The organism is Sinomonas cyclohexanicum (genome assembly GCF_020886775.1).
GTDB lineage: Bacteria > Actinomycetota > Actinomycetes > Actinomycetales > Micrococcaceae > Sinomonas > Sinomonas cyclohexanicum.
Window position 1 is genome coordinate 2541341 of record NZ_AP024525.1, and the last position, 12948, is coordinate 2554288.

Below are 12948 nucleotides of genomic sequence, written 5' to 3' on the forward strand. Positions count from 1 at the left end.
CGCGAATTGGCGTACCCGAGATGCAAGGGCGCGCGAGTTGGCGTACCCGAGATGCAGCGGAGAGAGGGGCCTAGGCGAGGCGGATCAGGGCGGCCGGGTCCTCGGCGGGGAGGGCGTCCGCCTCGGCCGTGACGGACATCCGCTTGAGCGTGAGCCGCCCACCGACGGTGGAGAGGAACGCCGTGTCTGCCGAGTCGCGGCCCGCCGTGATGCGGAGCATCGACGCGCGCGGAGCGAGCCCGGTCGGGTCGACCACGTGCCACTCCCCCTCCACGTAGGCCTCCGCGACGGCGTGGAAGTCCATGGGGGCCAGGCCCGGGGCATAGACGGCGGCGAGCCGGGCCGGAACGTCCTTGGCCCGCAGGAACGCAATCGCAAGGTGGGCGAAGTCCCGGCACACGCCGCGGCGGTGCAGCAGGGTCTCCACGGCGCCGTCCGTGCCCCGGGACGAACCGCTGACGTAGGCCAGGTGTCCGTGGACCCAGTCCCGCACGGCCTGCACCAGGTCCACCCCGCCGAGCGACCCGAAGTTCGCGTAGGAGGTGGGCAGCAGCCTGTCGCTCTCCGCATAGCGGCTCGGCCTCACGTAGCGGATGAGCTCCATCTCGTCCACCGGCTCGGGACCGCCGTGGCCCCCCACGCGGGCGGTGTAGCTGACCTCCACATGGGCCGGCTCCGCCAGCTCGATCGCATGGAATCGCCCGCCGTGCCCGTCGAGGAGCTCATGCGGTGCGAGCGGCACACCGTCGGCGGTCACGACGAGGTCCTCGTCGAAGGAGTCGTAGCCAGGGTTGCGCGCGACGGCGATCGCCATCGCGACTTTGGTCTGCGCCACGGTAGTGAACGACAGGTGGGCACCGACGGTGCGCTGCATGGGGCTCCAGGGAGGCTAGTTCTCAGGTGAAGGCCAGCGACATGATCATGCGCTGGGCGTCGGCGAAGTCCCCAGAGTCACGGACGTAGGCCGACGCCTGAGCAAGGCTATCGAAAGATTTCAGCGGCGCAACCCTGGCTTCCTGGGCGGGCGCGGTGACCTCTGTGGCATCCGCGAACGAGTACCCACCGATCCCTGCGGGCCCCGGGACGATATTGGTCAGCTGGCACGCCTTGCCGTCCTGCGCCGCCGTCGGGACCCCGGTCAGGCCGAACGAACCGAAGAACTTGTAGCCCTGGATCACGCGGAACACGAAGCGCGGCGCGATGACGTTCGGCCCATCCGCGAAGGGAACCGTGACCGGCACGCTGTTCAGCACGGAGTAGGACTTGGCCTGGGCGGGATCGCACGCAGGTGCGGTGGGGATCGGCAGCCCGGTGGCGAGGGCGGCCACGAAGGTGCCGTCTGCCTTCTTGACCTCGAGGCGCAGCGACCCGGCGGCGGCGCCCGGTGCGGGGTCCGTGGACTGGACGATCCACGAGGCCGGCAGCTCGAAGCTGATCTTCTTGGCGGGGTCGGTGTACCTCTTCCACTCGGCACTGGTGGCACCGGGCGACGGCGTGGCGGAACCGCTCGAGGAATTCCCCGCACCCGACGGCGTGGCGGAACCGCTCGCGGAGGGCCCTCCCGCGGTGGGGCCGCCCTGCGCCCCGGCGGACGCCGACGGGCCCGCGACCCCGGTCCAGGCCGGCGAGGCGGAGCCTGGGCCGCACCCTGAGAGAGCCGTTGCGAGCACGACGGCGGCCGTGGCAGCGGCAGTGCGCGGGCCCACCTGCAGCAGGCCGTGGGTTCGATGGCGGGAATCGCTCATGCGTCTCACCCTAGCGAAGCGAGGCTGGCGTACCCTGTCGCCATGCCTGATGTGCCACCGATGCAGGATGCGCCGCCTCCGGGCCCCGAGTGGGAGGAGGCCGAGGCCGCCCTGGACATCCCGGCGTTCCACGTCGCGGACTGGCGACTGCGGGTCTTCTCGCTCTACGAGCGCGTCCGGGCGGCGCCCAGCCCGGCGGAAGGCCATGACGTGTGGCGCCGCGGGCGGGACGCCCTCACGGGGACCCATCCCGCCTCGCCCCTGCTCCCACGCGACCGCGACCGGTTCACGGGACTCCAGGTGGCCGCCTACGACCCCGCGTACCGGTTCGAGCTCCCGCTCCTCCCCGAGGGCGTGGGGCAGGAGCGGCCGGTGCGCACGGGCACAGACGGGGTAGTCCCGTTCGTGCGCCTCGGCACCTTCGAGGTCCCCGGCATCGGGTCGCTGGCCGCGTGGCGGCATCAGGGGTATGGCGGAGGGATCTTCGTCCCGTTCCGCGACGCGACGGCGGGACGGCGCGGCCCAGGGGCCTCGTACGGGGCGGGGAGGTACCTCATCGACACGATCAAGGGTGCGTACCTGGGGACGTCGGGCTCCGCGGGGCACGACGTGCTCTATGTCCTCGACTTCAATTTCGCATACAACCCGAGCTGCGCGTACAACGAGGCATGGGCCTGCCCACTGCCCGGCCCCGAGAACCGGGTTCACGCCGAGGTCCCGGTCGGCGAGCAGTACACCGCGCACGACGACGCGCCGGAGTGATGCGACCCACAGCCTAAGGACATAGGATGTCCGCTGTGACTGACACTTCCTCGTCCTTGGCCCACCCGCTCCCCCTGCGCATCGCGAGGGTGAGGCCAGCGGACGCCACCTCGCCGGACGAGGCGTTCTACGTGGCGAACGACGCCCCGGACTTCGATTCCCCGGCGGGCCGCCGCTGGACAGTCACGACGACGCCGTTCCCCGGCTCGCGCGCCAACGCCGCCTCCCCCGCGCGTCCCGGCTGGGAGGAGGGCAGCGAGGTCGACGAGGACGCCTTCGCGTTCCTGGCCCCCTGCGCTCCGGCGAACGTCCTCGGCATGGCGCACAACACCGGCGCGCCGGGCCGCGCCCTCCCCCTGCAGGCATTCCACAAGGCCGCGACGAGCGTGATCGGCCCCGGCGAGGCCATCGAGGCGCCAGCCGGAGCGCGCGTCGAGCCAGAGGCCGAGCTCACCGTGGTGATCGGAAAGCCCGCGCGCCACCTCACCCTCGAGGACGCCATGGACGCGGTCCTGGGCTTCACCATCGGCAACGACGTCACCGACCGCGATGCCCAGGGCGCGGACGAGCTCTGGATCAGCGCGAAGAGCGCGGACACGTTCACGCCGCTCGGGCCATGGATCGTCACGTCCCGCCCCGGGCCCTCCTCGGAGGTGGGCGTGGCGATCGCCGGCGCGGCACTCCCCGCGGGGACCATCGCCGACCTCGGCTGGGGCGTCGAGGAGATCCTCGTCTACGCGAGCTCGTTCATGACCCTGCGCCCCGGGGACGTCATCCTCACCGGCTTCCCCGGCCAGTCCGGGGCGGTCGCCGCCGGCCAGTCCGTCGAGTGCCGCATCGGCGGCATCGGCGTGCTCAAGAACGAGGTCGTCGCCGCCGCGCTTTGACATCACGGTGTGACGGGTGCCATAGTGATGGCGTGAACCTGTCAGACAGCCGAACAGCCGGACAGTCCGTCGGGAGGCCAGCCGGCCAGCCGGCCGGACGCCGTCCGCTCGCCCGTCTGAGCGCCGCTGAGGCGGTGCTCGCCGACCTCCGCGGAGAGGTCGAGAACGGGATCGCCCCCGTCGGGGCGAAGCTCCCCTCCGAGGCCGCACTCGCATCCCGGTACGGCGTGAGCCGTTCCGTGGTGCGCGAGGCCCTCCGCTCGCTCGCGGCGCTGGGCCTGACGGAGACCCACACCGGCAAGGGCACGTTCGTCGTCTCGCGCCACACCGCGGACAACCTCGTGCTGGGCCAGTACTCGGCGCAGGACCTCACCGAGGCCCGACCGCACATCGAGGTCCCGGCCGCAGGCCTGGCCGCCCGGCGGCGCAGTGCGGAGGAGCTCGCAACCCTGGAGGGCATCCTTGCTGAGATGTCGCTCGAGGACGACCCCGCGGTGCTTGTCGAGCTCGACGCGTCATTCCACGGCCTCATCGCACGCGCAAGCGGCAACCGCGTCTTCTCCTCGGTGATGGCGGACCTCAAGGACGCAATCGCCCACCAGTCCGAGACGCTCAACCTCATCGCGGCCCGGCGACGCGACTCGGACGCGGAGCACGGCCGAATCCTCGAGGCCATCCGCGCAGGCGACGCCGAACTCGCCAGGGCCGCGATGGCAGAGCACCTCGCGGCGGTGGTCCACGCCGTCGTGGGCCTCCGCTCGACGTGACGGTTCGGCGCGCTCTTCACCGCCCCACGCATCCCTCCCCCGCCCCCCACGAGGAAGCTCACCCATGACCTCCGCGATCGCGCAGCGTGCCCGTCAGACCGCAGACTCCGACACCCTCACACCGCCTGTGCCGGCCCACGTCCCCTTGGCAGTCCAGACGCGTGACGGTCTCGTGGAGGCCGTGCACTACGGCAGCGCCGTGGCCACGGCACCGGGCGGAGACATCCTCTGGTCCGCCGGGGACGCGCAGACCCCGTTCTATCCCCGCTCTGCACTCAAGCCGCTCCAGGCTGTGGCCCTCGTCCGAGCGGGCCTCGCCCTCGCTGACGACCTGCTCGCCCTCGCTGCGGCAAGCCACAGCGGCGGCCCGACCCACCGCGATGGCGCTCGCCGTATCCTGGCGATGCACGGCCTCGACGAGTCCGCGCTCGCGAACACCAGGGATCTGCCGTACGGCGCTGCCGAACGCGAGGAATGGTTGCGCGGGGGCGGAACGGCGGACCACGTCTGCCAGAACTGTTCCGGCAAGCACGCGGCCATGGCTGCCGTGTGCGTAGTCAACGACTGGCCCGTGGCAGGCTATCTCGATCCCTCCCACCCGCTTCAGGAGCGCGTCGCCGCAACGATCGAAGAGCTCACGGGTGAGATCCCCGCCCTGTGGAGCACGGACGGCTGCGGGACACCGCTGCCGGCACTCACGCTCGCCGGGATGGCCCGCGCGTACGGCCGCCTCGCGGCTGCGTCGTCAGCCCCTGCGCACGACGACGCCGCGCCCTCGCGCGCGGAGGCCGCCGTCGCGCGCGCCATGCGCAGCCACCCTGAGATGGTCGCCGGCGAGGGCCGCGACGTCACGGACCTCATGCGGCTCGTGCCCGGCCTGGTTGCCAAAGACGGGTTCGAGGCGGTCCAGCTCGTCGGCCTCGCCGATGGACGCGGGCTCGCGGTCAAGGTCTCCGACGGCGGCGACCGCGCCCGCATGCCGATCACCGTGCGCGCCCTCGCCGCGCTCGGCGTCCCGGAGGCCCTCGATGGCACGCTCGACCCTCTCGCCAGCCAGTCCGTCCTCGGTGGCGGCAAGCGCGTCGGGACGCTCTCCGCGGTCGACGGCGTGCTCCCGGCAGCCCGCTGACCCTTCCCTCGCACACCCACCCCACGCCCCTTCCCCATCTCTTCGCTGCGGCACGCCTACTCACGTGTGCCCAGAAAGGCAGCCATGACCACGACCGCAACGGTCAGCACAGAGAACACGGGCAACACCGCCCCGTCCGTCCGCACCGAGCACGACCTCCTAGGCGACCGCGACGTGCCGTCGGACGCATACTGGGGCGTCCACACGCTCCGGGCCGTCGAGAACTTCCCGATCACCGCGCGGGCCCTCTCCACCGATTCGCACCTGGTGCGGGGGCTCGCTGCGGTCAAGCTCGCCGCGGCCCGGACCAATCGCGAGCTCGGCCTGCTCGACGACGAGCGCAGCGCCGCGATCGAGGCCGCCTGCCGGGAAATCCTCGACGGCGCGCTCGCTGACCAGTTCGTCGTGGACGTGGTCCAGGGCGGGGCGGGCACGTCGTCGAACATGAACGCCAACGAGGTCATCGCGAACCGCGCACTCGAGCTCCTCGGCCATGCCAAGGGCGAATACGCCGTCCTCCACCCCAACGACCATGTGAACCTCAGCCAGTCCACCAATGACGTCTACCCGACCGCCGTGCGGGTCGCGACCGTGTTCGGGATCCGGGAACTCCTCAGCGCGCTCGAGGCCCTCGAGTCCGCGTTCGCCGCGAAGTCCGACGAGTTCCGCACGGTGGTCAAGATGGGCCGCACCCAGCTGCAGGACGCCGTGCCCATGACGCTCGGCCAAGAGTTCGGCACGTACGCCGTGACCATCGGCGAGGATCGCGAGCGGCTTCGCGAGGCGTCCTGCCTCATCCACGAGATCAACCTCGGCGCGACCGCCATCGGGACGGGGCTCAACGCGCCCGCCGGGTACGCCGAAGCGGCGTGCCGGCACCTCGGCGAGGTCACGGGCCTGCCGCTCGTGACCGCCGTCGACCTCATCGAGGCGACCCAGGACATGGGCGCGTTCGTGCACCTCTCCGGCGTCCTCAAGCGCGTGGCCGTCAAGCTCTCCAAGATCTGCAACGACCTCCGGCTGCTCTCCTCCGGTCCCCGCGCGGGCCTCGGCGAGATCAATCTGCCTGCCGTGCAGTCCGGGTCCTCGATCATGCCCGGCAAGATCAATCCCGTGATCCCTGAGGTGGTCAGCCAGGTCGCCTACGAGGTGATCGGCAATGACGTGACGATCACGATGGCGGCGGAGGCCGGCCAGCTCCAGCTCAACGCGTTCGAGCCCATCATCGTGCACAGCCTCAACAAGAGCATCACGCACCTCACAGCGGCATGCCGTACGCTGACCGATCGCTGCGTCGTCGGCATCTCGGCCAACGCCGAGCGGCTGCGGGCGGGCGTCGAGCAGTCGATCGGCCTCGTCACTGCCCTCAACCCCTACCTCGGATACGCCCAGGCGACCGCGATCGCGCAGGAAGCCCTCGCAAGCGGCCGCGGCGTCGCGGAACTCGTCCTCGAGCGCGGCCTGCTCACGGCCGACAGGCTCGAGGAGCTGCTCCGCCCCGAACGTCTGGCCAACCTGGGCGCATAGTCCCCTATCCCCTATCCCCTAGCCCACCTGACCCTGCACTCCCCCTCCCCCTCCCCCTAATCCCCCTCCCCCTCCCCCTGACCATCCATTCACCGAAAGGGACCCCGATGTCCTCAGCCAACCCAGCACCGCAGCCGGGCGCCCCGGAGATCCCGGACCATCTCGAAGACCATGGGCATGCCCATGTGGCCGACCATGTCATCCATGCCGAGGACGCGGGGTACCACAAGGGCCTCAAGGCGCGCCAGATCCAGATGATCGCCATCGGCGGGGCGATCGGCACCGGCCTGTTCCTGGGCGCCGGCGGGCGCCTGGCCGCCGCCGGGCCCTCCCTCGTGTTCGCCTACGCGATCTGCGGGGCCTTCGTGTTCCTGATCCTGCGGGCCTTGGGCGAACTCGTGCTCCACCGCCCCTCCTCCGGCTCCTTCGTCTCCTACGCCCGCGAGTTCTTCGGCGAGAAGGCCGCCTACATCTCCGGCTGGTTCTACTGGATCAACTGGGCCATGACCACCATCGTGGACACCACCGCCGCGGCCCTGTACATGCACTTCTTCGGCAAGTACGTGCCCTGGATCGCCGCCGTGCCCCAATGGGCCTGGGCCCTGATCGCCCTGGTCCTGGTCCTGGCCCTGAACCTGGTCTCGGTCAAGGTCTTCGGCGAGATGTCTGGTTCGCCCTGATCAAGGTCGCCGCCCTCGTGGGCTTCCTGCTCCTGGGGATCTACTTCGTCCTCTTCGGCACCCCCACCGGCGCCCCGACCGGCCTGTCCCTGATCACCGACCACGGCGGCATCTTCCCGATGGGCATCGCCCCGATGATCCTGCTCATGCAGGGCGTCGTCTTCGCCTACGCCTCCGTCGAACTCGTCGGCACCGCAGCCGGGGAGACCCAGAACCCCGAGAAGATCATCCCCCGCGCGATCAACTCCGTCGTGGTCCGCATCGCCGTCTTCTACGTCGGCTCCGTCATCCTGCTCTCCCTCCTGCTGCCCTACACCGCCTACCAGCAGGGCGTGAGCCCCTTCGTGACCTTCTTCGGCTCCATCGGCGTCCAGGGCATGGACGTGATCATGAACCTCGTGGTCCTCACCGCCGCCCTGTCCTCCCTCAACGCCGGCCTCTACTCCACCGGACGCATCCTGCGCTCCATGGCCGCCGCCGGCTCCGCACCCAAGTTCGCCCTCCGGATGAACAAGGCCGGCGTCCCCTACGGCGGCATCGCCATCACCGCCCTGGTCTCCCTCCTGGGCGTGCCCCTGAACTACCTCGTGCCCGCCGACGCCTTCGAGATCGTCCTGAACGTGGCCTCCGTGGGCATCCTCTCGACCTGGGCCACGATCGTGCTGTGCCAGATCCAGCTCCAGCGCTGGGCCAGGAAGGGCTGGACCCAGCGCCCCGCGTTCCGCATGCCCGGCGCCCCCTACACCGGCTACATCACCCTGGCCTTCCTCGCCATCGTGTTCGTCCTCGTGCTCATCGACTCCCCCTGGACCCTCCTGGCCACCGCAATCGCCTCCATCCTCATGGTCATCGGCTGGTACGCCAGCCGAGAACGCATCCACGCCATCGCCGCCGAACGCAACGGCTACACCGGCACAGCACCCGTCATCGCCAACCGACCCGCCGGGCGCCGCTAGCGCTCCCGCCAGCGGGGCTCCTCATCCCTGTGCCACAGCATGGCCACAGCGAGCCATGAGAGCCTAGGGGCATGGACAACCCGCTCACCCCGCCCGAGGCCCGCCCGGACAGCGCTCTCCTGGAGCCGGTCCGGGCGGGCCTCGGCGGTGTGCGCGCCCTTGCCGGCCGGGCATTCCGGGGCGTGTGGGGAATGCCCGTCATGCGCCAGCTCACGAGGTTCACCGGCGTCGGAATCGTCTGCACCGTGAGCTCGCTCGCACTGTACGCAGTGTGCCGGCCTTTCCTCGGCGCGCAGGCCGCCAATGCCGTGGCCCTGATCGTCACGTCTGTGATGAACACGGCGCTCAACCGCCGCTACACGTTCAAGGTCCGGGGGCCGGGCAGGCTCGCCCAGGACCACCTGAACGGGCTCGTGGCGCTGGCCGTGGCCCTCGTGCTCACGGCGGGGAGCCTCGCCGGGCTCCACTGGCTCAATCCTTCTGCGGACGTTGCGGCAGAGCTCTGGACCACGACCATCGCCGGCTGGGTCGCGACCGCCGTCCGGTTCTCCCTCCTGCGCCACTGGATCTTCCGCCGCGCCCGCGACGCCTAGGCGACCCTCGCGGGCACATCCCGACGCAGGACTGCGGTCAGCAGCCTTTGATCCCGCGAAGGTCGAGTACTTCTCCTCGCTGGTCCCCGGCGACAGGCCCGCAGGCTACCGGTGCGCGATCCCTGTGACGGCGGCGTACGCCTCGCCCAGGGCCGCCGCTGCCTCTTCGAGGTCCTCGGCCGTGATGGATGCCGGTAGGGTGAAGCGGACCGCGGTCTGCGCCACGATCGGCTCGAGCCCCATCGCGAGCAGCACGTGCGAGGGGTCGCTTGAGCCCGCCGCGCACGCCGATCCGGACGAGCATACGACGCCCCGGCGCTCGAGCTCGAGCAGCACGGACTCGCCGCTCACCCGCGGGAAGCAGAAGGACGCGCTCCCCGGGAGCCGGTCCGTCGGGTGCCCGGTCAGTACCGCGTCCGGCACGAGCTCGAGGACTCGCGCCACGAACGCGTCACGCAGCCCGGCGAGGCGAGCGGCCGCCGTCGTGCGCTCGGCGTCTGCGAGCCGCAGCGCGGTGGCGAGGGCGACGGCGCCCGCGACGTTCTCGGTGCCCGAGCGCAGCCCGCGCTCTTGGCCGCCGCCGTCGATGACCGTCTCGACCGCGAGGCGCCGCGCGGCGTAGAGTGCGCCGACGCCCTTGGGTGCGCCGAGCTTGTGCCCCGAGATGGACAGCGCGTCGACGCCGAGCTTCCGCACGTCCAGGGGGAGCCAGCCGGCGGCCTGGACGGCGTCGGTGTGGAACGGCACGCCCGCAGCACGCGCGGCGGCGGCGAGCTCGTCGATCGGCTGGACGGTGCCCACCTCGTTGTTCGCGTACATGATCGAGACGAGGGCAGTCTCGGGGCCCACGACGGCGGCGAGCGCCTCCGGCGCGACGCGTCCGGTCGCGTCGACGGGCAGCTCGTCCACGGCGAATCCGTGGAGCCGGGCGAGGGCACGGGCCGACTCGAGCACCGCGGGGTGCTCGATCGCGCTGACGACGACCCGGTTCCGGTCGGCGGCCGCAGCGTGCCGGCCGAGCATCATCCGGCCCAGGGCAATTCCCTTGACGGCCAGGTTGTCCGCCTCGGTCCCGCCGGACGTGAACGTGACCTCGGACGGGCGGCATCCCAGCACCTCGGCGACCTCGGCTCGCGCGCGTTCGAGCCCGTCACGGGCGCGGGCACCGAGCTCGTGGTGGCTCGAGGCGTTGCCGAACTCACCCGTGAGGTACGGCCACATGGCCTCGAGCACCTCACGGCGCACCGGAGTGGTCGCCGCGGCGTCGAGGTAGATCACGAGGACTGGCCGATCTGCTGGGCGCCGATCACCACGTCGAGGCCGAGGTCGAGGTTGACCACCGAGTGGGTCAGGGCGCCCACGGAGATGACGTCGACCCCCGTCGCGGCGATCGCAGCGACGGTCTCGAGGTTCACTCCTCCGCTGGCCTCGACGACGGCCCGGCCCGCGACGAGCGCAACGCCGGTCCGCAGGTCCTCGAGGCTGAAGTTGTCCAGCATGATCGTGTCTACGCCCGCGGCCAGGACCGGCTCGATCTGCTCGATCCGGTCCACCTCGACCTCGAAGTGCGTCGTGTGGCCGAGCCGCTCGCGCGCCGCGCGGAGCACGCCCGTGAGCCTTGCGAGGTCCCCTCCGGTCAGGACGGCGAGGTGGTTGTCCTTGGCCATGACGGCGTCCGAGAGGCTGAACCGGTGGTTGCGGCCTCCGCCGCAGCGCACGGCGTACCGCTCGAGCTCGCGCAGGCCCGGCGTCGTCTTGCGCGTGTCGACGATCCGCGCCGCCGTGCCGTCGGTGAGCGCAACGTACCGGGCGGTGAGCGCCGCGATGGCGCTCATGCGCTGGACGAGATTGAGCACCACCCGCTCGGCGGTGAGGATGGCCTGGGCCCGGCCGGTCACGCGGGCCAGGACCGTGCCGGCGTCGAAGGGGCCGCCCTCGGCGACGAGCAGCTCGACCCGTGCATCGGGGTCGTGGAGCCGGAAGCCGGCCTCGATCACCGGACCGCCGGAGAATACGCCGGGCACGCGGGCGCGCAGCTCCGCCGTCGCGCTCGCATCGGCGGGGATGAGCAGGAGCGAGGTGAGGTCGCCGCTCGGCGCGTCCTCGGCATAGGCGCCCTCGAGGACCCGGCGGAGTGCCGCGGGCGCGAGCGGGATCGGGGCCACGCGCGTCTCGGAGAGCACTGCGGGGATCATGAGGAGTTCCTTCCGGTGAGGACGAGTTCTGGGGCCTGCGCGGCACGGCTGCCTCCGCGCACGACGTCGATGTGCGCCTCCGCGGCCTGCCCGCCACCCGCGCCGGGCAGCGTCCGCTGGGGGAAGTCGACCCTGAAGTGGGCCCCGACGGACTCCTCCCGGGCCGCCGCAGATGCGGCCAGCAGCCGGCCGAGGAGCAGCAGGTGCGAGGTCTCGGGATCCTCCGAGGCCCATCCGCCGAGCGTGCGGGCCAGCCGTGCGAGGCCCTCGCCGTCGCGGATCACGCCGGCGTCGGACTGCATGGCCGCGGCGACCCGGTCGCGCGAGGCCTTGGTGCAGTCGGCACTCGCACGGTCTGCGCCCGCCCCCTCGGCCGGCGCCGCGAGCCGGACCGCTGCCGGATGGGGCCCGGACCATTCTCCGGTGCCGGAGACGGCGCGGGCGTGCGCATGCCCCACGGCCCGTCCCGCGAACACGACGCCCTCGAGCAGCGAGTTGGACGCGAGCCGATTGGCGCCGTGCACGCCCGTGCAGGCGGCCTCGCCTACGGCGTAGAGCCCCGGGACGCTCGTTGCCCCGTCGGAGTCGGTCGCGACCCCGCCCATCCAGTAGTGTGCCGCCGGCCCGATCGGAAGGGGCTCGCGGCGCCAGTCGAAGCCGGCGGTGCGGACCATCGCGTCGAGGGTCGGGAAGCGGCGGGCGAGGAACCCGGCGCCGTGCTCCGCCTCGAGGGCCGTCGCATCGAGGTACGCCTGGCCGCCGCCGGCGCGCTCATGCAGGGCGAGGGCGCGCGAGACCGCGTCCCGGGGCGCGAGCTCCCCCAGCGGGTGGTAGTCGCCCACGAACCGTCGCCCGGACGAGTCGCGGATCACGGCACCTTCCCCGCGCACGGCCTCCGAGACGAGCGACGAGCGCACCGTCCCGTCAGGCGCCGAGACCTGCAGGGCGGTCGGGTGGAACTGGTAGAACTCGAGGTCCCGGAGGACGGCGCCGGCGGCGAACGCGAGGGCGACGCCGTCGCCGGTCGCCACCGTGGGGTTGGTGGTCTGGCTGTAGAGCTGCCCGGCGCCGCCCGTGGCGAGGACCACGGCGCGCGCGGCGATGCGGTGCGGCGCCGGGCTGCCAACGCCGAGCGTCGTTTCGCCGCCGTCCCGCAGGACATAGGCGATGCCGGCGGCCTCTCCCGCGTCCAGCAGGATCTCGGTGACCGTGGCGTGCTCGATCACATCGAGGCGGCCCTCGGCCTCGAGCCGCCGGACGCGGGCCATGAGCGCGCGGGTGATCCCCGCCCCACTCGCGTCACCGCCGGCATGGAGGACGCGGGGGAATGAGTGCGCCGCCTCGAGTCCGAGCAGGAGCCGCCCATCGGAGCCACGGTCGAACGCGACGCCGCGCCCCGCGAGCTCGACAACCGAGTCCGCGGCGGCGCGGCACATGCGCTCGATCGCCGCGCGGGTGCCGAGCCCGGCGCCCGCCGCGACGGTGTCCGCGACGTGGCTCGCGACGGTGTCGCCGGGCGCGCACTGGCCCTCGGGCAGCACCGCGGAGTACCCGCCCTGGGCGAGCATGCTGTTGCTGTCCTCGAGCGCGGCCTTGGTCACGAGCACGACCGCCGTGCCCTGCTCAGCGGCCGTGATCGCCGCGGTCAGGCCCGCGACGCCGCTGCCGACGACGACCAGGCGAGACGGTGTGGTGCGCGACAATGTC

11 protein-coding genes and 1 pseudogene are annotated in these 12948 nt (G+C 72.0%); 7 read left to right on the forward strand and 5 right to left on the reverse strand.

Annotated features, from left to right (window positions below; translation table 11 throughout):
* Window positions 1-70: 70 nt before the first annotated feature.
* Together SCMU_RS12120 and SCMU_RS12125 are read right to left on the reverse strand one after the other, a co-directional pair.
* Window positions 71-874, reverse strand: a complete 804-nt coding sequence (locus tag SCMU_RS12120; protein WP_229229395.1) for a transglutaminase-like domain-containing protein — start codon at window positions 872-874, stop codon at window positions 71-73.
* Window positions 875-896: 22 nt separating this feature from the next.
* The gene (locus SCMU_RS12125) at window positions 897-1745 is read right to left on the reverse strand and encodes a hypothetical protein (protein ID WP_229229396.1); all 849 of its coding nucleotides are present in this window, start codon (window positions 1743-1745) and stop codon (window positions 897-899) included.
* A 60-nt stretch (window positions 1746-1805) separates the two neighbouring features.
* On the opposite strand from SCMU_RS12125, the gene SCMU_RS12130 reads away from it, so the two are divergent.
* The 7 genes and pseudogenes from SCMU_RS12130 (at window position 1806) to SCMU_RS12160 (ending at window position 9046) form a co-directional block, all read left to right on the forward strand.
* Window positions 1806-2507 (forward strand): DUF1684 domain-containing protein, encoded by a 702-nt coding sequence (locus SCMU_RS12130; RefSeq protein ID WP_443020315.1) that lies wholly within the window; start codon window positions 1806-1808, stop codon window positions 2505-2507.
* Window positions 2508-2542: 35 nt separating this feature from the next.
* Complete coding sequence (locus SCMU_RS12135; RefSeq protein ID WP_229229398.1) at window positions 2543-3394, forward strand: fumarylacetoacetate hydrolase family protein; 852 nt, start codon at window positions 2543-2545, stop codon at window positions 3392-3394.
* A gap of 32 nt (window positions 3395-3426) precedes the next feature.
* Complete coding sequence (locus SCMU_RS12140) at window positions 3427-4161, forward strand: FadR/GntR family transcriptional regulator (protein ID WP_371829594.1); 735 nt, start codon at window positions 3427-3429, stop codon at window positions 4159-4161.
* Window positions 4162-4225: 64 nt separating this feature from the next.
* Window positions 4226-5290, forward strand: a complete 1065-nt coding sequence (locus SCMU_RS12145) for an asparaginase (RefSeq protein ID WP_229229399.1) — start codon at window positions 4226-4228, stop codon at window positions 5288-5290.
* A gap of 84 nt (window positions 5291-5374) precedes the next feature.
* Window positions 5375-6817, forward strand: a complete 1443-nt coding sequence (locus SCMU_RS12150; RefSeq protein ID WP_229229400.1) for an aspartate ammonia-lyase — start codon at window positions 5375-5377, stop codon at window positions 6815-6817.
* A gap of 107 nt (window positions 6818-6924) precedes the next feature.
* Window positions 6925-8453: pseudogene (locus tag SCMU_RS12155) on the forward strand (amino acid permease).
* Window positions 8454-8524: 71 nt separating this feature from the next.
* Window positions 8525-9046 (forward strand): GtrA family protein, encoded by a 522-nt coding sequence (locus SCMU_RS12160; protein ID WP_229229401.1) that lies wholly within the window; start codon window positions 8525-8527, stop codon window positions 9044-9046.
* Window positions 9047-9151: 105 nt separating this feature from the next.
* Here the strand turns inward: SCMU_RS12160 and SCMU_RS12165 are convergent, their stop codons facing one another.
* The 3 genes from SCMU_RS12165 to nadB are packed head-to-tail and all read right to left on the reverse strand — an operon-like array spanning window position 9152 to window position 12944.
* Window positions 9152-10324 carry a cysteine desulfurase family protein gene (locus SCMU_RS12165; protein ID WP_229229402.1) on the reverse strand — a complete coding sequence of 391 codons (1173 nt, stop codon included), beginning with the start codon at window positions 10322-10324 and terminating at the stop codon, window positions 9152-9154.
* A complete protein-coding gene (gene nadC, locus SCMU_RS12170; protein ID WP_229229403.1) occupies window positions 10321-11241 on the reverse strand; it encodes a carboxylating nicotinate-nucleotide diphosphorylase in 921 nt (306 codons plus the stop codon). The genes SCMU_RS12165 and nadC overlap by 4 nt, the downstream gene beginning before the upstream one ends.
* Window positions 11238-12944, reverse strand: coding sequence for an L-aspartate oxidase (nadB, locus tag SCMU_RS12175; protein ID WP_229229404.1), 1707 nt, complete (start codon window positions 12942-12944; stop codon window positions 11238-11240). Before nadB ends, nadC begins: the two co-directional genes overlap by 4 nt.
* Window positions 12945-12948: the final 4 nt, after the last annotated feature.

Excerpts from the sequence above, each read along its gene's own strand:
- SCMU_RS12120 (WP_229229395.1), bottom strand. The coding sequence starts at position 874 with ATGCAGCGCACCGTCGGTGCCCACCTGTCGTTCACTACCGTGGCGCAG.
- SCMU_RS12125 (WP_229229396.1), bottom strand. The coding sequence starts at position 1,745 with ATGAGCGATTCCCGCCATCGAACCCACGGCCTGCTGCAGGTGGGCCCG.
- SCMU_RS12130 (WP_443020315.1), top strand. The coding sequence starts at position 1,806 with ATGCAGGATGCGCCGCCTCCGGGCCCCGAGTGGGAGGAGGCCGAGGCC.
- SCMU_RS12145 (WP_229229399.1), top strand. The coding sequence starts at position 4,226 with ATGACCTCCGCGATCGCGCAGCGTGCCCGTCAGACCGCAGACTCCGAC.
- SCMU_RS12150 (WP_229229400.1), top strand. The coding sequence starts at position 5,375 with ATGACCACGACCGCAACGGTCAGCACAGAGAACACGGGCAACACCGCC.
- SCMU_RS12160 (WP_229229401.1), top strand. The coding sequence starts at position 8,525 with ATGGACAACCCGCTCACCCCGCCCGAGGCCCGCCCGGACAGCGCTCTC.
- nadC (WP_229229403.1), bottom strand. The coding sequence starts at position 11,241 with ATGATCCCCGCAGTGCTCTCCGAGACGCGCGTGGCCCCGATCCCGCTC.